At 72.0% G+C, this 23824-nt stretch carries 20 protein-coding genes; 13 read left to right on the plus strand and 7 right to left on the minus strand.

Annotated features, from left to right (window positions below; all coding sequences use genetic code 11):
• Window positions 1-93 precede the first annotated feature (93 nt).
• Both IEQ44_RS15085 and IEQ44_RS15090 read left to right on the plus strand, forming a co-directional pair.
• Window positions 94-636, plus strand: a complete 543-nt coding sequence (locus IEQ44_RS15085) for a TetR/AcrR family transcriptional regulator (RefSeq protein WP_193639305.1) — start codon at window positions 94-96, stop codon at window positions 634-636.
• Window positions 637-646: 10 nt separating this feature from the next.
• Entirely contained in the window at window positions 647-1084 is a 438-nt protein-coding gene (locus IEQ44_RS15090; protein ID WP_193639306.1) for a zinc ribbon domain-containing protein, read from the plus strand.
• A 23-nt stretch (window positions 1085-1107) separates the two neighbouring features.
• Here the strand turns inward: IEQ44_RS15090 and IEQ44_RS15095 are convergent, their stop codons facing one another.
• Window positions 1108-2115, minus strand: a complete 1008-nt coding sequence (locus IEQ44_RS15095; RefSeq protein ID WP_193639307.1) for a glutathione S-transferase family protein — start codon at window positions 2113-2115, stop codon at window positions 1108-1110.
• A 38-nt stretch (window positions 2116-2153) separates the two neighbouring features.
• Complete coding sequence (locus IEQ44_RS15100) at window positions 2154-2696, minus strand: VanZ family protein (protein ID WP_227487577.1); 543 nt, start codon at window positions 2694-2696, stop codon at window positions 2154-2156.
• A 90-nt stretch (window positions 2697-2786) separates the two neighbouring features.
• On the opposite strand from IEQ44_RS15100, the gene IEQ44_RS18005 reads away from it, so the two are divergent.
• The 6 genes from IEQ44_RS18005 to IEQ44_RS15130 all read left to right on the plus strand — a co-directional run bounded on the left by IEQ44_RS18005 (window position 2787) and on the right by IEQ44_RS15130 (window position 7803).
• Window positions 2787-3743, plus strand: coding sequence for an EamA family transporter (locus IEQ44_RS18005; protein WP_193639309.1), 957 nt, complete (start codon window positions 2787-2789; stop codon window positions 3741-3743).
• 65 nt (window positions 3744-3808) lie between these two features.
• Window positions 3809-4201, plus strand: coding sequence for a phage holin family protein (locus tag IEQ44_RS15110; protein ID WP_193639310.1), 393 nt, complete (start codon window positions 3809-3811; stop codon window positions 4199-4201).
• Complete coding sequence (locus tag IEQ44_RS15115) at window positions 4198-4722, plus strand: low molecular weight protein-tyrosine-phosphatase (RefSeq protein WP_319804709.1); 525 nt, start codon at window positions 4198-4200, stop codon at window positions 4720-4722. The genes IEQ44_RS15110 and IEQ44_RS15115 overlap by 4 nt, the downstream gene beginning before the upstream one ends.
• Window positions 4719-5624, plus strand: coding sequence for a fructosamine kinase family protein (locus tag IEQ44_RS15120; protein ID WP_193639311.1), 906 nt, complete (start codon window positions 4719-4721; stop codon window positions 5622-5624). The genes IEQ44_RS15115 and IEQ44_RS15120 overlap by 4 nt, the downstream gene beginning before the upstream one ends.
• Before the next feature lie 74 nt (window positions 5625-5698).
• On the plus strand, window positions 5699-6373 hold the full coding sequence (locus tag IEQ44_RS15125; RefSeq protein WP_193639324.1) for a response regulator transcription factor: 675 nt from the start codon (window positions 5699-5701) through the stop codon (window positions 6371-6373).
• Window positions 6370-7803 (plus strand): sensor histidine kinase, encoded by a 1434-nt coding sequence (locus IEQ44_RS15130; protein WP_193639312.1) that lies wholly within the window; start codon window positions 6370-6372, stop codon window positions 7801-7803. The genes IEQ44_RS15125 and IEQ44_RS15130 overlap by 4 nt, the downstream gene beginning before the upstream one ends.
• 228 nt (window positions 7804-8031) lie before the next feature.
• Here the strand turns inward: IEQ44_RS15130 and IEQ44_RS15135 are convergent, their stop codons facing one another.
• Genes IEQ44_RS15135 through IEQ44_RS15150 form a run of 4 tightly spaced genes read right to left on the minus strand, consistent with a single transcriptional unit; the run spans window position 8032 to window position 13605 of the window.
• Window positions 8032-9294, minus strand: coding sequence for an anthranilate synthase component I family protein (locus IEQ44_RS15135; protein WP_193639313.1), 1263 nt, complete (start codon window positions 9292-9294; stop codon window positions 8032-8034).
• Window positions 9291-9875 carry an anthranilate synthase component II gene (locus IEQ44_RS15140; protein ID WP_193639314.1) on the minus strand — a complete coding sequence of 195 codons (585 nt, stop codon included), beginning with the start codon at window positions 9873-9875 and terminating at the stop codon, window positions 9291-9293. The genes IEQ44_RS15135 and IEQ44_RS15140 overlap by 4 nt, the downstream gene beginning before the upstream one ends.
• Complete coding sequence (locus IEQ44_RS15145) at window positions 9872-11641, minus strand: sulfatase-like hydrolase/transferase (protein ID WP_193639315.1); 1770 nt, start codon at window positions 11639-11641, stop codon at window positions 9872-9874. Before IEQ44_RS15145 ends, IEQ44_RS15140 begins: the two co-directional genes overlap by 4 nt.
• A gap of 38 nt (window positions 11642-11679) precedes the next feature.
• Window positions 11680-13605, minus strand: a complete 1926-nt coding sequence (locus tag IEQ44_RS15150; protein ID WP_193639316.1) for an anthranilate synthase family protein — start codon at window positions 13603-13605, stop codon at window positions 11680-11682.
• Between the two features lie 207 nt (window positions 13606-13812).
• On the opposite strand from IEQ44_RS15150, the gene IEQ44_RS15155 reads away from it, so the two are divergent.
• The 5 genes from IEQ44_RS15155 (at window position 13813) to IEQ44_RS15175 (ending at window position 23180) form a co-directional block, all read left to right on the plus strand.
• A complete protein-coding gene (locus IEQ44_RS15155) occupies window positions 13813-14592 on the plus strand; it encodes an enoyl-CoA hydratase-related protein (RefSeq protein WP_193639317.1) in 780 nt (259 codons plus the stop codon).
• Between the two features lie 104 nt (window positions 14593-14696).
• Window positions 14697-15272, plus strand: a complete 576-nt coding sequence (locus IEQ44_RS15160; RefSeq protein WP_193639318.1) for a SigE family RNA polymerase sigma factor — start codon at window positions 14697-14699, stop codon at window positions 15270-15272.
• Window positions 15269-16663 (plus strand): hypothetical protein, encoded by a 1395-nt coding sequence (locus IEQ44_RS15165; RefSeq protein ID WP_193639319.1) that lies wholly within the window; start codon window positions 15269-15271, stop codon window positions 16661-16663. The genes IEQ44_RS15160 and IEQ44_RS15165 overlap by 4 nt, the downstream gene beginning before the upstream one ends.
• A gap of 124 nt (window positions 16664-16787) precedes the next feature.
• The gene (locus IEQ44_RS15170) at window positions 16788-18956 is read left to right on the plus strand and encodes a HelD family protein (RefSeq protein ID WP_193639320.1); all 2169 of its coding nucleotides are present in this window, start codon (window positions 16788-16790) and stop codon (window positions 18954-18956) included.
• A 177-nt stretch (window positions 18957-19133) separates the two neighbouring features.
• Window positions 19134-23180 (plus strand): carboxypeptidase regulatory-like domain-containing protein, encoded by a 4047-nt coding sequence (locus IEQ44_RS15175; protein WP_193639321.1) that lies wholly within the window; start codon window positions 19134-19136, stop codon window positions 23178-23180.
• A 233-nt stretch (window positions 23181-23413) separates the two neighbouring features.
• Here the strand turns inward: IEQ44_RS15175 and IEQ44_RS15180 are convergent.
• A partial coding sequence (locus IEQ44_RS15180; RefSeq protein ID WP_193639322.1) for an HNH endonuclease signature motif containing protein occupies window positions 23414-23824 on the minus strand: 411 nt, incomplete at its 5' end.

Raw genomic sequence — 23824 nt, forward strand, 5'->3', positions numbered from 1 at the left:
CCTCTCCCGGATCGTGTTCAACCACCTCACCACCGACCACCAAGCCCGCGCTGCGACTGGACTCGCAGCCGCCGCTTGACATAGGAGAAACCCATGGCCCGCCCTCCCCACGCCCGAGACAAGGTGCTGCGCGCCTTCGTGGAGCTTCTGCTGGAGGGCGAGCGCGGTGCCACGCTCGACGCGGTCGCCGCCCGGGCCGGGGTCTCCAAGGGCGGCCTGCTCTACCACTTCCCCAGCCGCGACGCCCTCGCCGACGCCGTGCTCGAACGCTTCCTCGAGGTCACCGCCAGCGACCTCGAGGCGATGCGGACCGCACCCGAAGGCGCCGCGCGCCACTTCGTGCGTACGTCGTGGCAGGTCGACCACGAGCTCGACCCGATCTACCGCGCCACCCTGCGGCTCGCCCAGGCCGGGCACCAGGACGCCCTGGCGGCCATCGACGACCTGCACCGCAGCTGGCTCGACCAGCTGGTCACGGAGGTCGGTGACCCGGCCGTCGCTCGCACGATCATGCTGATCGGCGACGGCCTCTACCACCAGACCTCGATGCCGGGGTCGTGGTCGCGCGAGACCTTCGCCGACGCGTTGCCGGACCTGCTCGCCCAGGTCGACCGGCTGACCGAATCGCTGCCCTAGAGTGACCCGCATGGACGACCAGTACCCCGGCCCCGGCCTCCCCCAGCAGGCGCAGCTGCGCACGTTCTTCCGCCTCGCGGGGCCCGTCATCGCGGTCGTCGGTGGCCTGACCTCGGCCTACGGGTTCATCTCGTTCCTGACCTTCGGCGCCGACGCCGACTTCGACGCCATGCCGGTGACCGAGATGGCGCTCTTCATGGGCGGCTTCATCGTCTTCGCCATCGGGATGGCCATGTGCCGCGCAGGCTACGGCGCCATCGCGGCCCGCTACGCCTCCGGCGAGCTGTCACCGGTCCTGCGCGACTCTTTGCGACACACCGGGCTGACCCCGTCGGACCGCCAGACGCAGGCGCAGCGCACGGACGGTCCCTACTGCCGGGAGTGCGGGACGCAGGCGCCCGACCGGTCCGCGAAGTTCTGCGGGTCCTGCGGCACCGGCCTCGGCTGACGCGGGGTCACGCCTCCGCAGCCTCAGCCGTCAGCGAGCTCCTCGGGCCCGTGCGGCGTCTCCCAAACACTGAGGTCCGGCCCCTTCGGCACGATCCCGGTCGGGTTCACGTCGGTGTGCACGACGTAGTAGTGCGCCTTGATCTGCTCGAAGTCGACCGTCTCGCCGAAGCCCGGCGTCTGGAAGAGGTCGCGGGCGTAGCCCCACAGGTGCGGCATCTCGCTCAGCTTGTTGCGGTTGCACTTGAAGTGGCCGTGGTAGACCGCGTCGAAGCGCACCAACGTCGTGAAGAGGCGTACGTCGGCCTCCGTGATCGCGTCACCCATGAGGTAGCGGCGCGTCGCCAAGCGCTCCTCCAGCCAGTCCATCGCCGCCCACAGGCGGTCGTACGCGTCGTCGTAGGCCTCCTGGGAGCCGGCAAAGCCGCAGCGGTAGACGCCGTTGTTGACCTCGGTGAAGATCCGCTTCATGACCTGCTCCATCTCCTCGCGGAGGTCGGCGGGCCACAGGTCGGGGGCGCCCTCGCGGTGGAACTCCTGCCACTCGAAGAAGAGGTCGTGGGTGATCCACGGGAAGTCGTTGGTGACGACCTGCTTCGACTCGACCTCGACCATCGCGGGCACCGTGATGCCCTTGGGGTAGTCGGGGTAGCGGTTGAAGTAGGCCTGCTGGAGCCGCTCGAGGCCGAGCACCGGGTCGACGCCGCCGGGGTCGCGGTCGAAGGTCCAGGAGTTCTTGTCGTGGGTGGGGCCGGGCAGGCCGACGCTGATGACCTCCTCGAGTCCGAGCAGCTTGCGCACGATGAGCGAGCGGTTGGCCCACGGGCAGGCCGGCGCGGCGACGAGGCGGTAACGACCGGGCTCGACCGGCCAGCGGGTGATGCCGTCGCGCTCGGGGTCACGACCGCCGTACGCCGCGTCGTCGGGGTCCGCGGAGCGCTCCCCGGCCAGGATCCGGTCGGGGACGTAGCTCATGTCCCGCTCGAAGGACTTGCCCTTCTCGGTGTAGGTCGGCTTCAGGTCGTCGCTCATGCAACGACCCTAGTGCGGCCCACCGTCTAGTTCAAGTCTCAACCAGATTGGCCCCGCGTCGGTCGGGACCGCCACGGCCTCAGCACGACCGCCAGCAACAACCCCAGCCCCACGCCGACGACAGCGCCCAGGCTGTTGTCGACCATGTCGGTCACGTCGCACGCGCGGTCGATGCGGGCGAGCTCCAGCTGCAACCACTCGATGGCGACCGAGTAGGCGACCAGGCCCAGCAGGCCCAGCGGCACCAGGGCGTACGCCGCGCGCCAGCGCGCACAGGCCACCACCAGGAGCGCTCCGGCCGGCACGAAGACCACCATGTTGAGCAGCCGTTGCCCCCCGCCCACGATCCAGAAGCCCTCGGGCGAGGGGCCCCCGTAGTCGAGGGAGCAGGTCTCGGGGCGGTCCTCCGCGGCGATCACGGTGGGCACCTCGTAGGCCGGCGTCAGCGTCAGCACGCCGATGCACGCCACCGCGCCGACGAAGCCGGCGATCGCCCATGCACTCACCGCGGGGAGGCGCCGCCGGAGCAGCAGGCCGAGGAGGAGGCAGACCACGGCCACCACGGCCACGCCCGCCAGCATCGTCTCCACGCCGCCACCCCACACGCCCGCCGAGGCTACCGGGCCACCCGCGCCGCCGACCCCGCGAGGGGATCAGGTGAGAATGCAGGGGTGTCGAGCCAAGCAGTGACCCGGCGCAGCCTCGGCATCATCCTCGTCGTGGCGGGCGCCCTCCTCTTCATCCTCAACTCCGGGGTCTCCCGAGTCGCGTTGCGCCAAGGCATCAGCTCGCTCGAGCTGACGTCGCTGCGCATCACCGGCACCGCCGTGGCACTGCTGCTGGTGGCGCTGCTGGCACGACGCAGCGCACTCCGGCCGCCCCGTGGTCGCGAGGTCGTCGTCGTGCTCGGCCTGGGGCTCTTCGGCGTGGCTGCCCTGCAGTTCTTCTACTTCGTGGCGATCGACCGGCTGACGATCAGCCTCGCGCTCCTGCTGGAGTTCCAGGCACCCTTCCTGGTGGCGCTGTGGGCCAAGTTCGTGCAGCGCGACGACGTCTCGGCCCGCCTCTGGTGGGGGCTGGGGCTCGCCGTCATCGGGCTCGCGATGGCGACCGAGGCCTGGCGCGGCGCCTCCTTCGACACCCTCGGCGTGCTCGCCGGACTCCTCGCGGCCGCCGCCTTCGCCGCGTACTTCCTGCTGGGCGAGCAGGCGCAGACCACGATGTCGTCGCTGGGCACCATGCTCTGGTCGTTCGCGGTGGCCGCGGTGGTGCTCAACGTCGTGCAGCCGTCGTGGAGCGTCGACGCCGACCTGGGTGCGCACGTCTCGCTGCTCGGCACGCTGGACCACCTGAGCCTGCCGCTGTGGACGGTCGTGACCTCGGTGGTGCTGCTCGGCACCCTGCTGCCCTTCGGCCTGGAGCTGGCGGCCCTGCGCTTCATCCCGGCCACGACGGTGACCGCGATCGCGATGCTCGAGCCGGTCGGCGCGGCCGCGCTCGGCTGGGCGTGGCACGAGGAGGCGTTGGGCGCCGTCGCCGTCATCGGCTGCATCCTGGTCGTCACCGGCATCCTGCTGGCCGAGCGGTCCCGGGGCGACCACCCGGCCGACCCGGTGGCCCTGACCTGAGTCACCGCCCGATCTGGCGACCCGACGCACCGACGGAGCTGGCTCGCCACCCCTACAGTGGCGGCATGAGATTCCTCGGCACCCTGATCGCCACGATGGCGGGCGTCGCCGCCGCTGCCTGGCTCTTCGACGGCATCTGGTTCGAGGGGACCGACGGTCCGCTCGGTGAGGAGCTGCGCGACAAGGTGCTGCCGGTGGCCCTGGTGGCGGTGATCGTGTGGGTGGTCGACCAGGTCGTCGCCCCCGTCGTCAAGCTGCTCTCCCTGCCGCTGGTCGTGCTGACCCTCGGTCTCTTCCTGCTGGTCGTCAACGCGGCGATGCTGATGCTCGCGGCGTGGATCGCCGGCCAGGCCGACCTCGGCTTCCACGTCGACGGCTTCTGGGTCGCCCTGGGCGGCGCCCTCGTCATCACCCTCGTCGAGCGCGTCGTCTCCGCCCTCCTGGTGGAGGACCGGTGACCCCGACGCCCTCGCTGCCCGAACCTGCGCTGCCCGAACCCCTGACGCCCGGCCGCTACCGGGTCGCGATGGTCTGCCTGGGCAACATCTGCCGCTCGCCCGTCGCCGACGTCGTGATGAGCGCCCGGGTGGCCGAGGCGGGCCTTGACGAGGTCGTCGAGGTCTTCTCCGCCGGCACGGCCGACTACCACGTCGGCAAGGGCATGGACCCGCGCTCGGCGCAGACGCTGACCGCCGCCGGCTACGACGCGACGCGCCACCGGGCTCAGCAGTTCGACCACGCCTGGCACGACGAGGTCGACCTGATCCTGGTGATGGACCACGCCAACCACGCCGACGTCACCGCCGGGCGCGAGCGGGCGCGCGTACGCCTCTTCCGCGACTTCGATCCCGTCGACGCCGGTGGCGAGGTACCGGACCCGTACTACGGTGGGGAGGAAGGCTTCGGGGAGGTGCTGGACATGGTCGAGCGGACGAGCGCACACCTGGTGGGGCTGCTCGCCGACGTCGTGGGCCGATGACCCGCGCCCCGCTGGTCGCCCGCCGCGCCGAGGCCCTGCTCGGGCGCCCGGTGGTGAGCACCGCGCCGGTCGCCGGCGGCGACATCGCCACCGCCCACCGGCTGCGCCTCAACGACGGCACCACGGCCCTGATGAAGACCCTGCCGCACCCCCCGGCCGGCTTCTTCGAGGCGGAGGCGCGCGGCCTGCAGTGGCTGCGTGAGGTCGAGGACGGCGTGCCCGTGGCCGAGGTGCTGGCGGTCGACACCGACTGCATCGTGGTGCGGTGGATCGAGCCCGGCCGCGCCACCCAGGAGGCGGCGAGCGACTTCGGCGTCCGCCTCGCGCGTACGCACGCAGCCGGCGCGAGTGCGTACGGCGCGGTGGGCTCGAGCGACGGCGCCCACACCGACGGCTTCATCGGACGCCTGCCCATGCCCAACCGGACCGCACCGACCTGGGCGGAGTTCTACGCCACCCGGCGCGTGCTGCCCTACCTCAAGCTGGCCCGCGACCGGGGCGCGATCCTCGAGGACGACGCGGCCGCCGTCGAAGGGCTGGTCGGCCGTCTGGGAGACCTGGTGCCCGAGGAGGGTCCGGCCCGTCTGCACGGTGACCTGTGGAACGGCAACTGCCTGTGGGGCTTCGACGGCCAGGTGCACCTCATCGACCCCGCCGCCCACGGCGGGCACCGGGAGACCGACCTGGCGATGCTGGCGCTCTTCGGCCTGCCCCACCTGGCTCGCACGACCGCGGCCTACGTCGAGACGACCCCGCTGGCCGACGGCTGGGAGGAGCGTCAGTCCATCCACCAGATCTTCCCGCTGCTGGTGCACGCCTGCATGTTCGGTGGCGGCTACGGCGCCCGCGCCGGGGCCGCGGCAAGGCGTTTCTCAGGTCCCGGTGGCACGCTGGCTCCGTGAACGCTCCCGCCCCTTCACCCACCCCGCCGCCCGGTCCGTCCTCCGGCTCCTCAGCCGGGTCGTCGGGCGCGACGTTGCTGGTGGTCGACGACGACAAGGCCGTGCGTGAGTCGCTGCGCCGGTCACTGGACTTCAACGGCTACACCGTGGTGCTGGCCGGCGACGGCGCCGAGGCGCTCGCCGTGATCGGATCGGTGCAGCCCGACCTGGTCGTGATGGACGTGATGATGCCGCGGCTCGACGGCCTCGACGCAACCCGCGCGCTGCGGGCTGCGGGCAACGACGTGCCGATCCTCGTGCTGACCGCCCGCGACGCGGTGGGCGACCGGGTCGAGGGGCTCGACGCCGGAGCCGACGACTACCTCACCAAGCCCTTCGCCCTGGAGGAGCTGCTGGCCCGGGTGCGGGCGCTGCTGCGCCGGGCGGCCCCGGTCAGCGCCGAGGAGGCGGAGGTGCTGGTCTTCGGCGACCTCACCATGGACCTGGCCACCCGCGAGGTGCGTCGGGGAGAGCGCCTGATCGAGCTCACCCGCACCGAGTTCACGCTGCTCGAGCTCTTCCTGCGGCGTCCGCGCCGCGTGCTGGAGCGGGCCTTCATCCTCGACGAGGTGTGGGGCTACGACTTCGGCACCACCGCCAACTCCCTCGAGGTCTACGTCGGCTACCTGCGGCGCAAGACCGAGGCCGCGGGCGAGCCACGACTCATCCACACCGTGCGTGGGGTGGGCTACGTGCTGAAGGACGCATGAACCTCCTGCACCGCTGGTGGGAGCGCAGCGGGTGGCACTACCGACGTTCGCTGGCCAGCCGGGTGGCCGTGCTGACGACGCTCACCCTGGGCCTCTCCGTGGCCTTCATGGCGGCGACCGCCTTCGTCACCATGCGCATGCAGATCCTCTCCTCGCTCGACCAGTCGTTGCTCGACCGCGCCACGAAGGCCGCCTCCCACCCGGCGCTGGAGGAGATCACCCGGCTCGAGGTGCCCGGCTGGGTGCTGGGCGCCGCCGACGTGCGGGTCGTCTTCATCGACATCCAGGGCGAGGTCCTCACCGCCGACCTCGGGCCGCGGGTGCAGCTGGGCGGACCGGAGGCCGAGGTGGTGCGCGGGGAGGCCGCGCAGTCGGTGCGCACGATCACCGCCGAGGGTGGCGTGCGCTACCGGGTGGCAGCGGTGCCGGCCGGCGAGGACGTCGCCCTGGTGCTGATGCAACCCCTCGCCGAGACCGACCGCACCCTGCGCAAGCTGAGCACCGTGCTGCTGCTCTTCAGCGCCGGCGGCGTGGTCGTGGCCAGCCTCGGCGGGTGGGCCGTGGCGCGCAACGGACTGCGCCCGGTGCGCCGGTTGACCCGCTCGGTCGAGCAGATCGCCCGCACCCAGGACCTGCGTCCGCTGCCCGTGGAGGGTGACGACGAGATCGCCCGGCTGGCCGCGGCGTTCAACCAGATGCTGACCGCGCTGTCGGCCTCCCGCGACCGTGAGCGACGGCTGATCGCCGACGCCGGCCACGAGCTGCGGACGCCCCTGACGAGCCTGCGCACCAACATCGACCTGCTCGCCCAGGCCGGGGACGGGCTGCCCGCCGAGGCGCACGCCGAGGTGATGGACGACGTACGCGCCCAGCTCGAGGAGCTCTCCACGCTGGTGGGCGACCTGATGGAGCTGGCCCGCGACGAGGAGCTGCCCCACTCGGTGACCGAGCTCGACCTGGCCGAGGTGGTCGAGCGGGCCCTGGCCCGGGTGCGGCGCCGCACGATCGACGTCGGCTTCGACGTCGACCTGGAGTCGTGGACCGTGCGCGGCGAGAGCTCCGCCCTCGAGCGGGCGGTCACCAACCTCCTCGACAACGCGGTGAAGTGGAGCCCCGACGAGGGCACCGTGACGGTGCGCCTGCGCGAGGGGGTGCTCACCGTCGACGACGAGGGCCCGGGCATCGACGAGGCCGACCTGCCCCACGTCTTCGACCGCTTCTACCGCGCCGACACCTCACGGACGATGCCCGGCTCCGGCCTCGGGCTGGCGATCGTGCAGCAGGCCGCCGAGCGGCACGCCGGCGCCGTGCGCGCCGACCGCGCCCCGGGTGGCGGGGCGCGCCTGGTGATGTGGGTTCCCGGCATCGGGACCTCTGCGTCCTCCAGGACGCCTGCATCCGGCGCGACGGGCGTGTCCGAACGATCGTGAGTCCGCGACTGCCAGAAGAGCCCTGAAATGCCACCAGCGCGGGGCTTTCTCCCGAAGCCCCGCGCTGTGTGGTTGTGCCCTCCCTGGCATTCCCTCCCGGCCGGTTTCCCGGCCAGTCCCTCCCTGGTTTCCCTCCCAGGACCAGAGTGGATCACGGGTGGCGTGGGTCACATGTCCTTCTGGGGCCTCAATCCCCATTACTGGGGATGGCCGGTCCAGACCATCGGCTCAGAGGTCGAAGACCCGCAGCAGGCGCTCGGCCTTCCACGCCGCCTCGGCCCACTCCTCGGCGACCTCGGAGTGCACCGTGATCCCGCCGCCGGTGCCGAGCACCCAGTCGCCGTCACCGGCCGTCATCAGCGACCGGATGACCACCCCCAGGTCGGCGCGGCCGTCCGCCGCCACCCACCCGAAGGCACCTGCGTACGCCCCACGAGGTGTCGACTCCACCGCGTCGACGATCTCCATCGTGCGCAGCTTCGGGGCGCCCGTCATCGACCCGGCCGGGAAGAGCGCCCGCAGCACCTGTGGCGTGGAGACGTCGCCACGCAGCCGTCCCTGGACGGTCGAGACCAGCTGGTGCACCGACGCGTACGACTCGACCTGCATCAGCGCCGGCACCTGGACGCTGCCGGGCTCGCAGACCATGGCCAGGTCGTTGCGCAGCAGGTCGACGATCATCAGGTTCTCGGCGCGGAACTTCGCGCCCTCCGCGAGCGCCGCACGGGAGGCCTCGTCGGCCTGGGGGGTCGCGCCCCGCGGGGTGGTGCCCTTGATCGGCTTCGTCGCGCAGAGCCGGTCGGCGGTGACCACGGCGTAGCGCTCGGGTGAGGAGCTGAGCAGCCACGCCCGGGCGCCGTCGACGTCGTGCTGCAGGAAGCCGGCGTAGGGCGCCGGGTTGAGTCGGCGCAGCCGCTCGTACGCCCGGGCCGGCGCCACCGACGAACGCGTGACGACGCGGTGGGTCAGGTTGACCTCGTAGCTGTTGCCGGCTCGCAGCTCCTCCTGCACCCGGGCGAAGGCCTCCCGGTACCACTGCGGCACCTCGCCCGCGCCTGCCATCGGCTCGCCGGCGGTGTCGGGGTGGGTGGTGGGGTGGGCGACGGGGTCGTGGGTGAAGTGGCGCACCACGCTCGGTCGCATCCACACCGCGTCCGGCATCCGCGCGTCGGGCCGGGCCGGCAGGTCGGGACGCGCGGCGTAGCCGAAGTAGCCGAACCACTGGGCGTCCGACGGGCCCACCTCCAGCTCGGCGGCCAGCGCGACGAAGGGGTCGTCGCCGACCACGGTCGTACGCCCACCCGCGTGACGGCGCACCTCCCCGGCGGCGGCGTGGAAGGTCAGCGAGACGTCGTCGTCGACCAGGTGCCCCAGCACCGAGCGTCGCCCCGACCACTCCCGGGCACCGCCGCCGTCGAGCCAGAAGGAGCGTCCGTGCGCGGCGGCCTGCGCCTCGAACCAGGCCTCGGGGTCGTCCAGCTCCTCGGTCACCGGACCTCCGCCAGGAAGTTCGCGACCAGCGCCTCCCCGTGCTCGGAGAGCACCGACTCGGGGTGGAACTGCACGCCCACCAGCGGCAGCGAGCGGTGGCGTACGCCCATGGTCACCCCGTCCTCGCTGCGCGCGGTCGCCACCAGGTCCGGCGGCAGGGTCACCGCCGCGAGCGAGTGGTAGCGCACCGCGGCGAACCCCTGCGGCAGACCAGCGAAGAGGCCGGTGCCGTCATGGGTGATCCGGGCGACCTGGCCGTGCGCCGGCTCCACCCGGTCGACCCGGCCGCCGAACGCGGTGACCAGACCCTGCATGCCCAGGCAGACGCCCAGCACCGGGCGGGTCCCGGCGCACAGCACCGCGCGTCCGACCCCGAAGTCAGCGGCCACCTCGGGGTGCCCCGGGCCGGGCGAGAGCACCACGGCGTCGTGGGCCAGCACCTCCTCGGGCGTCACCTCGTCGTGCTGCACGACGCGCGGCAGCACCCCGGTGACGCCGGCGACCAGGTGGACGAGGTTCCAGGTGTATGAGTCGTGGTGGTCGACCACGACGACGCTCGGCGACCCGGGCGTCGCGCTCACTGAGGGCCCGTCAGGTCCCGGCAGCGCTTCGGCCACCGCTGGTTGCGGATGATCGAGCGGCAGTCGTCGAAGGCCTCGAGCCGGCGCTGCAGGGCGGCGACCTCGGCGGCGTGCCGCGGGGCGGCGTACGCGTTGCGGCGCTCCCACGGGTGGTCGGCGTAGGAGTAGAACTCCCACCCGACCTGGCGGCCGGCGGCGCGCGGGTCGAGGTCGTTGCGGATGAGGAGGCCGGTGCGGCTGCGCACCGCGAGGTAGGTGGGGATGCGTTGCAGCTCGCCGCCGGTGAACGCCAGGTCGGGGTCGTCGCCCACCGTGTCGGTGGTGTGGTCGACGAAGACGTGGTCGCGGGCGGCCAGCTCGGGGTCCTCGAGCGCCGGCAGCAGCGACGTGCCCGCGCGGTGACGCGGCGACCGGATGCCGGCCCAGTCCTCCAGGGTCGGGGCGAGGTCGATGTTGGAGGTCCACTCCGCGCGCGGCCCCGGCTCGATGCCCGGGCCGGCCATGAGCAGCGGCACCCGCAGGTCGGTGTCGTAGGCGGTGCCCTTGCCGGCCCAGAGCCCGTTCTGGCCGAGGTGGAAGCCGTTGTCGGAGGTCAGCACCACCACGGTGTCGTCGTCGACGGCCTTCATGATCCGCGCCAACGTCCGGTCGACCGACTGCACCATCCGGGCGCGGTCGCGCAGGCGCTGCTCGGCGACGCCGCGCCGCATCGGCGCTCGGTCGTTCCAGGCCCGCGTCCTGCGGCCGTCGGCGCGCACCGGGGTGTTGTCGCGCGAGTCGTCGCCATACCCCGGCAAGTCGGCGACGGTGAGATCGGCGCAGCGCACCCGCCCGCAGTTGCCGCCCCGCTTCGTGCCACCCGGGCGGTCACGGAAGGCGGCCGGGAAGACCGGCTCGCCGGGCCAGGCGCCCTCGGCGTTGACCCGGTTGTGCGGGGCGAACGGGTTCACCTGGAGGAACCACGGGTCGTCGTCACCCGAGCGCTCGGCGATGAAGTCGAGCGCGTAGTCCTCGATCACCTGGCCGGCGTAGACGGCGTCCTTCTCGGCGGCCGGCGCGGAGGCGGGCGGCAGCGGATGGTTGCGCACGACCACCTGGCCGTCGACCACGTCGAGGCTGTCGAAGCCCCACCCGTCGTAGGCCGACCCGAAGAGCACGTTGAACTGGTCCCACCCCGGCGGCACCGGCGGGACCTTCCAACCTGGGTTGTACTCGTACTCGTTGAGGTACTTGCCGACGAAGCCGGTCGTGTAGCCGGCCTTCTGCAGGCGCAGACTGACGGTGCGGGCGTCGTTGCCGTAGTCGCGGTAGGCCGCCCAGCCGCCGGCCGGTCCCGCGCCGGGTGCGGAACGGGCGCTGTTGGTGAGCACGCCGGTCTGGTGCGGGAACTGCCCGGTCATCAGGCTCGCGCGCGAGACGCAGCAGAGCGAGTCGACGACGAAGTGGTCGAAGGTCGCACCGCGCCGCGCGAGCCGTCGCGCGGCCGCCATGGTCGGCAGCAGGTCCATGGAGAAGTCGTCCATCAGCACCATGACGACGTTGGGGCGGGTGCCCGCCAACGCCTGGCGCCGCGGGGGCTCGGGCGTGAGGGTGCCCGACGGCGTCGGGGCCGCCGAGACCGTACGCTCCGCGACAGGCTCCGGCTCGGGTCCCGCGCTGCAGGCCCCGGCGACCAGGGCAGCCACCAGCGTCAGGACGACGGCGTAGCGCCGGGCGCTGGGCCGCCTGTTGGGCTGCCTGGTCGGCCGCCTGGTCCGCTCTGCCACGTGCCTTCTCTCCCTCGTGTCGCTCTCAGTCGTCGCTCTCAGTCGAGGAGCAGGTCGGTGACCAGCTCGTTGATGAGGTCGAAGCCGCGCTCGGTGAGGATCGACTCGGCGTGGAACTGGATGCCGCGGTAGTGCGGCCCGCGCAGCGCGTGCACGTCACCGGACTCCGGGTCGACGTCGACCTCGACACCCGCCGGCAGACCGGCCTCGGGCGTCCGGCCGACGAAGGTGTTGTAGAAGCCGACGCGCTCGGTGCGTCCGCCCAGCTCGATGCTCGACTGGGTGCCCTGGAAGACGATGTCCTTGAAGCCGAGGTCGAGCCCGAGCTCGTGGCAGAGCGTCTGGTGGCCCAGGCAGACCGAGAGGAACTTCTGCTCCCGCTCCAGCAGACGGCGGGTGGCCGCGCGGAAGGTGGCGATCTTGGCGTCGTCGCCGTCGCGAGGGTCGCCGGGGCCCGGGCCGACGATGACCAGGTCGTAGTCGTCCAGCGCGGTCTCGGTCCAGGCCTCGTGGCGCACGACCTCGCTGCTCATCCCGAGCACCCGGAGCACGTGGCGGATCATGTTGACGAAGTCGTCCTCGCCGTCGAGGATCCCCACGCGCATGCCGGCCAGCGCCGGGGCGGGCGTGGCGCCCGCCTGGTCGGTCAGCCAGAAGGTGGAGAGCCGGCGGTTGCGCGCCTGCAGGGCGATCAGCACGTCCTCGTCGCGGGCCAGCTCGGCGAGCCCCTCCGACGGGGAGCCCGCGGCGGGCACCAGCCCGAAGGCCGACAGGATGCCGCCGGCCTTGGCGTGGGTCTCGGCGACCTCGTAGTGCGGGTCGGAGTCGCGCACCAGCGTCGCGCCTGCGGTCACCGTCAACGTCCCGTCGGGGCGTACGTCGGCGGTGCGGATCACGATCGGGCTGTCGAGGGTGGGCGCGCCCGACTCGTCGCGGCCGAAGAGCGCGAGCGCGGAGGCGTAGTAGCCGCGGCCGGTCTCCTCGTACTTCTTGATCAGCTTGCAGGCGTTCTCCACCGGGCTGCCGGTGACGGTCGCGGCATACATGGTGTCGCGCAGGATCGCGCGCACGTCGCGGCTCGAGCGGCCGGCGAGCAGGTACTCCGTGTGGATCAGGTGGGTCATCGGCTTGAGGAACGGCCCCAGCACCATGCCGCCCTGGTCGCAGAGGTCGCACATCATCTTGAGCTCTTCGTCGACGACCATGAAGAGCTCGTAGATCTCCTTCTCGTCGCGCAGGAAGTCGAGCAGCGCCGGCTTCATCTCGGCGGCGGAGCGGCCACCCACGCGGAAGGTGCCGGAGATCGGGTTCATCCGCACGTCGCCGCCGTGCACGGAGACGTGGCGCTCCGGCGAGGCGCCGACGAGGTAGCGGTCACCGGTGAAGAAGCAGAAGGTCCAGTACGCCCCCCGCTCGCGCTCGAGCAGCCGGCGGAAGACGGTCAGCGCCTTGTCGGCGTCCCAGTCGGCGACGACCGCGGTGTACTGCCGGCCGACCACCAGGTTGGCGCCCTCGCCCTGACCGATCTCGTCGCGGATGATCGCCTCGACGACCTTCGCGTAGTCCTCGTCGGAGGTGCGGAATCCGCCGCGGTCGGTGAAGTCGAGGCCGGTGTCCTCGATCGCGTCGAGCACGGTGTCGACGGCGAACCGCTGCTCGGTCTCCACGTCGACGACGACCAGCGGGGTGCCGTCGTCGTGGGCCTCGAAACCACGCTCGGTGACCTGGTGGAACGGCACGGCCACGAGCCGGTCGAAGCGGCGGCCCTCGGCCGGCACCCCGTCGTCGAGCGGGATGTCAGTGATCCGGTCGACCGTGCTGCGGGGCCCGCCGACGAACGTGACCACGTCGGGGTCGCCCGGCTCCTTGCGCGCCAACCGGACCAGCGCCCACGCCTCGTGCCCCTGGAGCTCGGCGAGCGCTGCTCGCACCTCCGTGGGCGTGGGCTGCGTGGGCTCAGTCATGGGGGCAAGGCTAGTTCGCGTCAGCGGTCGGCCGGGGCCTGGTCCACCGATGCGCCTCCACGAGATCCGTCTGTGCGGCAGGACGGTGCCATCTCGTGACACCTGGCTGCCGCGCAGACGGGCGCGCCGTCCGAGAAGGTCCACGATCCGAGAAAAAGGTTAACGATCGTTCACCACGCGCCCGTTTTCTGCGGCACACTGACGCCCATGTCTGAGACCGCCGAGACCGCTGAAACCCCTGCCGAGCTCGTCCACTACGCCACCGCCGACGGCATCGCGACGATCACGCTCGACTCGCCGCACAACCGCAACGCGCTCTCGCGCCAGCTCGTGACCGAGCTGCTCGCCCACCTCCAGACGGCGGACGCCGACCCCGACGTCCGCGTCGTGCTGGTGCAGTCGTCGGGCAAGGTCTTCTGCTCCGGCGCCGACCTCTCCGAGGCCGCGAGCGTCGGCATGGAGGAGGGCGCCCGCACCATCGTCGGGATCCAGCGCCTGGTCGCCACCATGGACAAGGTCGTCGTCACCAAGAACCTCGGCGCCGTCCGCGCCGGCGGCATCGGCCTGGTCGCTGCGGCCGACGTCGCGATCAGCGCCGAGACCGCCACCTTCGCGCTCACCGAGGTGAAGCTCGGCCTGGCTCCCGCCGCGATCAGCCTCAGCGTCTTCCACCGGATGTCGCCGCGCGCCGCCTCGCTCGCCGCGCTCTCCGGCGAGACGTTCTCGGGCACCGACGCGGCAGCGTACGGACTCGTCACCAAGGCTGTGCCGGCCGACGAGCTGGACGCCTTCGTCGACGACCTCGTCGCGAAGATCGCCACCGGCGCCAACCAGGGCATCCGCGAGACGAAGAAGCTGCTCAACGCCGACCTCGTGGCGCGCATCGACGAGCGCGAGGACCACGTGGCCACCACGTCGGCCCGGCTCTTCGCCTCCGAGGAGGCGCGCGAGGCGATGATGGCCTTCCTGTCTCGCCCGAAGGGCTGAGCACGACGGAGCCACCGCTCCCCCACGAAGATGTCCTCGTGGGGGAGCACACATTTTTCGGGACGCGGGCAACCGATCGTGGAGGCCAACCGGTCTCCGAGGACATGACAGCCACCCTCCAGGGCACACAAGCCGCGCGGAGCCGCCCGCCTGCCGAACGCGTCGACTTCGACGACTTCATCGCAGTGCGGTCGCCGGCCCTGCTGCGCACCGCCTACCTACTGACGCACGACCACGCGTTGGCCGAGGACCTGCTCCAGACCGCGCTCGCCAAGGCCTGGTTCGCCTGGAAGCGCATCGACGACCACCCCGAGGCCTACGTGCGCCGCATCCTGGTGACGACGTACGCCAGCTGGTGGCGCCGCAAGTGGAACGGCGAGCAGGCCCACGACGCCCTGCCCGAGCGCCCCGCCGGCGAGACCGGCGACGCCGAGGCCCGCCACGACCTGTGGCAGGCGATGGCCCGGCTCCCGCGCCGCCAACGCGCGGTCGTGGTGCTGCGCTACTTCGAGGACCTGTCGGTGGCCGAGACCGCCGCGGCCCTGGAGATCTCGCCGGGCACGGTCAAGAGCCAGCTGAGCAAGGCGCTCGCCAAGCTGCGGATCGACCCGCGCCTGGCCGACGTCTCCCACCCCACGCACCCCACCCCCTCTGCCGAGAGCGAAGGAGGTCAGCGATGAACACCCTCGACGACCTGCGCCACACCCTGGACCAGCACTCCCACGACGCCAGCGGCCTCGACCCCGCCGCCCGCCGCGACGCCCTGGGCGCCCGGATCACCTCCGCCAAGCGCCGCCGCGACGCCGTACGCGGGGGGCTGGTCGCCGCGACCGTCGTCGCGGTGGCCGGCGCGGTGACGCTGCCGATGCTGGGCAGCGACGACGGCGCTGGCCCGGCGGGCCGCACGCTGCTGGGTCAGCAGGCGCCCGCCACCGTCTCGACCTACGACAACACCTACCGCTTCCTCGAGGGCACGGAGGACCCGTCGGCGTCGACCCTCGACATCGAGGTCGGCCACTCCGACGAGACCCGCATCCTCACCTGGGCCACGGCCGGCGACGACCAGGACGTGCGTGTCGACGGCCCCTGGGAGCAGCGGTGGGACTCCTCGCGCGCCGACTTCGACGACTGGGTGACGATCCCCGAGGGGTTCGAGGGCACGGTCACCGTGACCAGCGCCACCGGCTCCGAAGGGCTCGGCGCGGCGCTCTACGCCGCCGACCCCACACTGCTGCCCGACGTGGTCGAGGCATTCCACGGGCAGTACTTCCGGGCCGAGGGCCCCACCACGCGTCGGGTCGGCCTGGCCGTCGGCGAGCGCGGTGAGACGGAGCTGAGCTTCCCCTACCGCGACGCCGGCAAGGGCCTCTCGGTCGTGGTCTCCTGCAAGGGCGTGCCCGCCGGGCTGTCGGTGAACACCGAGGTCGTGGGATCGGGCAGCAGCCACGGCTACTCGAAGGAGTGCCAGGGAGATGACGGCGGCGCTGGCGACGGTGCGGGCAGCCTGACCAAGGACCTGGGCCTCACCCGCGGCCACTCGGTGCACCTCTCGGACGACGGCAGCCAGGCCGACGGCACGGCCCGGGTCTGGATCTCCCGGTCCGTCAAGGACCTCACGCCCCTCGACCCGGCCGACTACCCGGAGGCCCGGCTGGCTGCGGCCGCGTACACCTCGGTCGGCGAGACGCAGGACATCGCCGGAGTCGACTGGCAGGCCGAGACCATCAGGTGGGAGCAGGGTCACCTCTGGCGCCTCGACCGAGTGGTGCCCGACGCCGCCAACCAGTCCCACGACATCGCCGACGAGGCCGCCGACGCACCGATCCTGGTGCAGGAGCTCACCCGCTCCCGGGGCGGGCTCAGCCTCATGGCGTCGGTGCGGGTCGACGGCGAGGAGACCGGTGGGAGCGCCCTCGTCCAACCAGACAACGGCACCAGCTGGCAGACCACCGTCGTCGCGAAGGGCAGCAAGGTCGTCGAGCTGCGGGCCGAGCCCCAGGGCAGGGGCAGCAAGGGCGCCGAGGTCGACCCGAGTGCGCAGACGCTGCTGATCTACCGCCTCGTGCCCTGACTCAGTATCCGCCCCGGTCCCCGGCACGTCCGGTGGCCGGGGCGGAGTAGTGTCTTCCTCTTGCCCAGAGGGTCTGTGTGGCCGAGCTGGGGCCGACCGGGGCCGAACTGTGGAGTGGGAGCGCGTGGCGGAAGAACTCGTGGAGCGAGAGGTCGCAGCCGAGCAGGCGTTCGTCGACCGCGTCTACACCCAGCTCGAGAAGTCGGCCACCGCCGCGCAGGACCTCGCCAAGGAGGGTCACGCCCGTGGCCGCCTCGGCCACGAAGGTGGCCTGGTCGAGCGCGACGCGATGGTCTTCCAGGCCGCGAAGCGGATCGCCCAGCTCGACGCGGCCCACGAGGGCCTGGTCTTCGGTCGTCTCGACCTGCGGCCCGAGCTCGACGACGCGCCCCGCTACGTGGGCCGCATCGGCCTGCGCGACGAGCACCGCGACTCGCTGCTGATCGACTGGCGCGCGCCGGCCGCCGCGGTCTTCTACCAGGCCACCGCCGCGGAGCCCCAAGGCGTCGTACGCCGCCGCGTGCTGCGCGCCGAGCACCGCACGGTGGTCGGGGTCGAGGACGAGCTGCTCGACGACTCCGTCGAGACCGACCTGCCCATCGTCGGCGAGGGCGCGCTGATGGCGCAGCTGTCGCGGGCGCGTGACCGGTCGATGCACTCGATCGTGGCCACCATCCAGGCCGAGCAGGACAAGGCGATCCGCGCGCCCGGCAAGGGCGTCGTGCTGATCTCCGGCGGCCCGGGCACCGGCAAGACGGTGGTCGCGCTGCACCGAGCGGCCTACCTCCTCTACTCCGACCGGCGTCGATACGAGTCCGGTGGCGTGCTGGTGGTCGGACCGTCGGGCGTCTTCATGCGCTACATCGAGCGGGTGCTGCCGTCGCTGGGCGAGACCGCGGTCGCGCTGCGCTCGCTGGGCGAGGTCGTCGACGGGGTGAAGGCCTCGCGCCACGACTCCCCCGCGGTCGCCGACGTCAAGGGCGCGGCCCGGATGGCGGAGCTGCTGCGCCGCACCGCGCGCCAGCAGGCCCCCGGCAGCCCGCGCTCGTTCGAGATCTTCTGGCGCGACAACCGGATCACCCTCGACCCGCAGCTGCTGGGCCGGTTGCGCCGTCAGCTGATGTCGCACGGCCAGCGCAACCGGCAGATCCCGCGGGTGGCCTCGACCCTGCTCGACGCGATGTGGCGCCAGGTGCGCAGCGACCGCGGCCGCGAGCGGGGCCGCGAGCTCTTCAACGACGACATGCTCAACGACCGCCGCTTCCTCGACTTCGCCGTCGAGTGGTGGCCGCCCCTCGCAGCCAGCGACGTGCTCACCTGGCTGCGCGACCCCGACTTCCTGGCCCGGGTCGGCGAGGGCGTGCTGAGCGCCGCCGAGCAGGAGCTGCTGCTCGGCTCGTGGGCCGGCACCTCGGACCTCAGCGTGGAGGACGTGCCGCTGCTCGACGAGCTGCGCTACGCGATCGGCGACGTGCCGCAGCGCACCGACGACGACCACGCGCTCGACGACCACGTCGGGGGCGACCTGCAGGAGCTGACGACCGTGTCGGACCGCGAGTTCGCCGGCGGCCGCTCGTGGAGCCCGCCGACCTACCGGATCGACGACGACCCGTTTGCCCACGTGCTGATCGACGAGGCGCAGGACCTCACCCCGATGCAGTGGCGGATGGTCGGACGGCGGGGCCGCACCGCGTCGTGGACGATCGTCGGCGACCCGGCGCAGTCGTCGTGGCCGGTGCCCGCCGAGTCCGAGGCGGCGCGCGCGGAGGCGCTGGCGGGCAAGGAGATCCACGCCTTCCACCTGTCGAAGAACTACCGCAACTCCTCCGAGATCTACGCGCACGCGGCGGCGTACGCCCAACGCGTCGGCCTCGACGCCGACCTGCCGGAGGCGGTGCGATCGACCGGCGAGGAGCCGGTGACCGTGCGGGCCGGGGACGACCCCGAGGGTGCGGTGCGCCGCGCCGTCACTGAGATCGCCGGACGGGTCGCCGGCACCGTCGGCATCGTCGTGCCGGTGGCCCGCCGCTCGCAGGTCAACGGCTGGTTGGCGTCGTGGGACGAGTTCGCCGACGACGCCCGCGGGGCTCGCGCCGCCGTGGACGACGCCGTCGCCCCGTCGGGCGAGGACCGGGTCGTGGTGCTGACCGGCGTCGACACCAAGGGCCTCGAGTTCGACGGCATCGTGGTGGTGCGGCCCGACGAGATCGAGACCGAGTCGAGCACCGGGCGCGCCACGCTGTACGTCGTGCTCACCCGCGCGACGCAGCTGCTCACCGTCGTCGAGGCCTGAGCGGGCCGCGACGGGATAAAATGCGCTTACGTACCCCGTATGGGGCACGTAAAACCCGTCCCGACATACTTTCTCGCCCTCGAACCGAAAATTTTACGTTCGCGCCGCGCACGGCCCCCTCATCCGGGTGGAAACTCAACCCATTGACACCCGGACACCACCGCTGGAGGGCGGCCCATGAAACGTTCCCTGCCATCCCTACGGACATTGGCCGGACTCGTCGTCACCCTGTTGGTGGCGAGTCTGCTCAGCGTCCTGACCACCTCGACCGCGCGCGCGGAGACTGATCCGCCCGATGCCAAGGCCTTCGAGGCGGAGCAGACCCAGGCCCTCACGGTCACGGTCGCCGGCCCCGAGGGCACCACCTCGCTCTACGGACAGCTCTACCTCTACCGGTGGAGCGACGCCTTCCAGAGCTTCGAGACCGTGGACAGCCGTTTCATCTCCCAGGAGGGGGCCTCCACCGATCTCGACTTCGTCGTCGAACAGGGTCACTACTTCGGCTACTACGAGTCCTACGACGACGCCGTCGAGTCGCCCGCCTACACCGGCGGGGCGCAGGAGTGGCCGATCGGCGTCGAGGACGTTGGGGTCTTCGAGGTCGTCGGGGGATCCGACGCGACGGCCTCCATCGACCTGCTCGCGCGCGCAAGCTTCTCCGGCACGGTGACGACTCCCGACGGGTCCCCGCTCAACGACGCGGAGGTCCGGGCCTACCCGGCCGGCTCCGCCCCCGACGAGGGCTACTACTTCTCCACCGACGTCGTCGACGGCGCGTTCGCGCTGCCCGTCGACCCGGGCGCCTGGCGCCTCGAGATCGTCGACCTGACCGAGCAGTACCTCACCCACACCTACGCCGACGTGACCATCGTCCGCGGTGAGGAAGTCGTGCTGCCCGACGTGCAGATGCGCAACCCGGCACGCTCCACCGTCTCCGGAACGGTGACGGTCGGCGGGGTGCCCGCTGACGGCGCCACGGTCGAGCTGCTGCGCCTTCGCGACGGATGGCCGGAGAGCATCACCTGGACCACCACCGACGCCACCGGTCGCTACACGCTGGAAGGCGTCCGCGAGGACCACACCTACACGCTCCTGGCGTCTGGCGCCGGCATGGTGCCGACCTACCTGGGCAACACCACCGACGTCGAGTCGGCGTCACGCTTCACCCACGCCGACGGCGACGAGCTGCCGACCATCGACGCCGTGCCCGCCGCCACGGTCAGCGGCACCCTCACCGGCTCCGGCGGCGAGCCCGTCGGCGGTGCGGTCAACGCCTACGCACTCGACGAGGACGGGCAGCTCACCTGGCAGGCGCACGCCTACAGCGACGACGGTTCCTACTCCCTCGACCTGCCGGCCGGCGACTACGTGCTGGAGGTCGACCCGTTCGACGACACCCAGGTGACCACCTACCTGGGCGCCCGGCGGGCGACGACCCCCGCGGCCGCCGGGTCGTTCGCGGTGACGGCCGGACAGGCTCTGACCAAGGACGTCCAGCTGCTCCGGTCGTCGGCCCTCACCGGACGTGTCCTGACCGGCACCACGCCGTTGGGCAACGCGTTCGTCGCCGCCTACGAGTGGCAGGAGGACGGCGACTCGGGCCAGTGGGTCCAGCACTCCGAGACCTCCACCGACGAGGCCGGCGCCTTCAGCGTCCCGGTCGCCGAGGGCACGACGGTGACCCTGCGCATCTCGCGCAAGCGGTTCACCCCGGCCTTCCTCGGTGGCGGCACCGAGCTGCCCGCCACACCCACGGCGACCAACAGTCGTACGGTCTCTGCCTCCCCCACGGCGCTGGGCGACTTCACCCTGACCCCGCTGCCCTCCGACCTCGGCAAGGTGGCAGGGCAGAAGCTGCCCTGGTGCCTGACCAACGCCCTGGCCGACAACGACGACAGCTGGACTGGCCCCGTCGGCCTGCCCTTCCCGGTCAGCCTCTACGGCATGCCCTACGACGACATCTACGTCAACAACAACGGCAACGTCACCTTCGGGACGGGACAGTCGCAGTACACGCCCGAGGACCTGACCGGCGACACTGGCGTGCCGATGATCGCGCCGTTCTTCGCCGACGTCGACACCACGGGTGAGAACTCGGCAGTGGTGACCTACGGCGCCTCGCCCGACGGCAAGCAGTTCTGCGTGAACTGGGCGGACGTGGGCTACTACCCGAGCCGCGACGAGCGCCTCAACACCTTCCAGATGATCCTGACCCGCAACGACACCGGCCCCGGCCGGGTCGCCGGCGACTTCGACATCCGGTTCAACTACGACCAGGTCCTCTGGGAGGCGGGGTCGGCGTCAGGGGGCGACAGCGACGGACTCGGTGGCACGTCGGCCGCGGTCGGCTTCACCAACGGCACCGGCGACATCGGTACGCACGTGCAGCTGGACGGCTCGCTGACCAACGGCGCGCTGCTCGACGGGGGTCAGCGAGCCCTCGTGGAGAACTCGCAGTCGTCGACCCAGCCGGGGCGCTACAACTTCGAGGTGCGCAACGAGGGCATCGTGGTCTCGCTCGGCAACCTCGAGGGAGAGGTGACCGACGGCACCGACCCGGTGGTCGACGCCACCGTCCAGGTCTGCCGCACCGGCGGCCGCGGCGTGTGCAGCTACACCACGACCAACCACGCGGGTGGCTACAGCCTCGCCGCCCTGCGGGCCGGGGAGTACGCGATCCGTGTCTGGCCGGTCGGCGACCTCTTCGGTGGCGGCACCACCGCCACGGTCGTGGTCGGTGAGACCACCACCGTGCCGGCCATCGTGCTGAGCAGGCCGGTCCCGGTGCCCGCCGGCGTCACGGTCAACGGCGACACCGGCGGGGTGCCGAGCGTCGTCTACACGGAGTCGACCAGGCTCGTGGTCAACGGCTGCGCGGGCGTGACGAACCCCCGGGTGACGGTCTCCCTCGCCGACGGACGACAGATCCAGTCGGTGGCGATGACGGAGTCACCGGCCGGTCGCTACACCGCCACGATCCCGCCGCTCCACCCCAACACGGGCGACGCCACGGTGACCACCAACGTCCCGGTGGCGTGTGGCGGTGACCCGGTCCGGTTCAACATCTACATCGACCCGGCCGGCATCGTCACCGACCAGTGGGGACGCCCGATCGAGGGGGCACAGGTGCTGCTGCATCGCTCCGACACCGAGGCGGGGCCCTGGACGGTGGTGCCCGACGGCAGCGACATCATGTCGCCGAGCAACCGGAACAACCCGTCGACCACCAACGAGATCGGCTACTTCCGGTGGGACGTCACCCCGGGCTGGTATCGCGTCGACGCCACCGCGCCCGGCTGCACGGGCGTCGAGTCGGACACGATGCAGGTGCCGCCGGAGCGGATCGCCCTGGTGCTGAAGCTGACCTGTGACGTGCCGGCGCCGCGTCCGTCGACGGCTCCGCGGATCACCGGTTCCGGCCAGGTCGGGGCTTCCCTGACCGCCCGCGCCGGCGACTGGGACGAGCCTCTCGTCTCCACCGGCATCGAGTGGCTGCGCAACGGGGTGGTCGACCCGAGCATCACGGGCACGACCTACACGCCCACGGCGGCCGACCTGGGTGACGTCTTCACCGTCCGGGACACCGGCCGGCGACCGGACGAGGTCAGCGACACCGGGGCGGTGGACTCCATCAACGTCATCGTGTCGTTCCTGCCGGTGACGGCCACCTCGGCACCGGTCACGGTCTCGCCGCGCCCGACGCCGACACCCACGCCGACGCCCACGCCGTCGCCGACGCCGACGCCGAGTCCGACGCCCACGAGCTCGCCCTCGCCCACGACGAGTCCGTCTCCGACGACGAGTCCCTCGCCCACCACGAGCCCGACGCCCACGAGCTCGCCCACGCCCACGACCACCCCGACGCCCACGCCGGCTCCGCCGACGAAGGCCAAGGCGACGGTCACGGTCAAGGGACCGAAGAAGGTCGCGGCCAACCAGCGGGCCAAGGTCACCGTCAAGGTCGCGGTGGCGGGCTCGAACGCACCGAAGGCCACCGGCAAGGTCGTGGTCAAGCTGACCGCGAAGGGCAAGGTGAAGGGCAAGAAGGTCCGGACGATCCGGGTCAAGCTCAAGAAGGGCAAGGCGACCTTCAAGCTGCCCAAGCTGCCCAAGGGCACCTGGGTCATCCGCGTCACCTACCCGGGCAACGCCAAGATCGCCAAGGCGACCTCGAAGAAGTACAAGCTGAAGGTCACGGCCCCGAAGAAGGGCCGGAAGAAGTAGCTCGGACCACCAGCACCCGCGGCGGGGCGTCGGACCACGAGGTCCGGCGCCCCGTCGCTGTTGTTCCATCTGGTCGCGGTCGAGCTGGTAGGGCGCACCAGATCTCGATGACGTCGCCGCCGCTGTCAGTGCGCTCACGCGAACCCCCTGCCCCGCGGATCCCGAGAGCCACGGACACCAGAACTCCAGAATGCCGTGGCCGCCGGCTGCTGAACAGTCCCCCTCACGACCCGCTACCTCCGTCGGTGGAAGCGGTAGTCGCCGGAGACGAGTCGGGTCATGTCGTAGCTGTCGTCGTGGGCTCGATGGTGGTGGCGCGAGCACAGCAGCAGTGCGTTGTCGAGATCTGTCGCGCCGCCGTGGGACCACGGCATCAGGTGATGGGCTTCGGTCCAGGTGCCGGGGATCGTGCATCCCTCGGCGCGGCAGGTCTCGTCCCGTAGCAACAGGGCCCGACGTTGTGCCTTGGTGAACAACCGGGCGCCGCGGCCGAGGTCGAGGACCTCGGAGTGGGTGCCGAGCACCGCGGGGATGAGGCGGGCGTTGCACGCCAGGCGGCGGGCCTGAGCGGCGGTGAGGGTGTCGAACCCGTCACCGGGGGTGCCGTTGTCCAGCGACGCGACCCCGAGACCGGTCTTCAGTGC

Origin of the sequence: Nocardioides malaquae (genome assembly GCF_015070385.1) — a bacterium.
In the GTDB taxonomy this organism is placed as follows: Bacteria; Actinomycetota; Actinomycetes; order Propionibacteriales; family Nocardioidaceae; genus Nocardioides; species Nocardioides malaquae.

Coding starts and splice junctions, on each gene's coding strand:
- IEQ44_RS15085 (WP_193639305.1), top strand. CDS start 94: ATGGCCCGCCCTCCCCACGCCCGAGACAAGGTGCTGCGCGCCTTCGTG.
- IEQ44_RS15090 (WP_193639306.1), top strand. CDS start 647: ATGGACGACCAGTACCCCGGCCCCGGCCTCCCCCAGCAGGCGCAGCTG.
- IEQ44_RS15095 (WP_193639307.1), bottom strand. CDS start 2,115: ATGAGCGACGACCTGAAGCCGACCTACACCGAGAAGGGCAAGTCCTTC.
- IEQ44_RS15100 (WP_227487577.1), bottom strand. CDS start 2,696: ATGCTGGCGGGCGTGGCCGTGGTGGCCGTGGTCTGCCTCCTCCTCGGC.
- IEQ44_RS15110 (WP_193639310.1), top strand. CDS start 3,809: ATGAGATTCCTCGGCACCCTGATCGCCACGATGGCGGGCGTCGCCGCC.
- IEQ44_RS15120 (WP_193639311.1), top strand. CDS start 4,719: ATGACCCGCGCCCCGCTGGTCGCCCGCCGCGCCGAGGCCCTGCTCGGG.
- IEQ44_RS15130 (WP_193639312.1), top strand. CDS start 6,370: ATGAACCTCCTGCACCGCTGGTGGGAGCGCAGCGGGTGGCACTACCGA.
- IEQ44_RS15150 (WP_193639316.1), bottom strand. CDS start 13,605: ATGACTGAGCCCACGCAGCCCACGCCCACGGAGGTGCGAGCAGCGCTC.
- IEQ44_RS15155 (WP_193639317.1), top strand. CDS start 13,813: ATGTCTGAGACCGCCGAGACCGCTGAAACCCCTGCCGAGCTCGTCCAC.
- IEQ44_RS15160 (WP_193639318.1), top strand. CDS start 14,697: ATGACAGCCACCCTCCAGGGCACACAAGCCGCGCGGAGCCGCCCGCCT.
- IEQ44_RS15165 (WP_193639319.1), top strand. CDS start 15,269: ATGAACACCCTCGACGACCTGCGCCACACCCTGGACCAGCACTCCCAC.
- IEQ44_RS15175 (WP_193639321.1), top strand. CDS start 19,134: ATGAAACGTTCCCTGCCATCCCTACGGACATTGGCCGGACTCGTCGTC.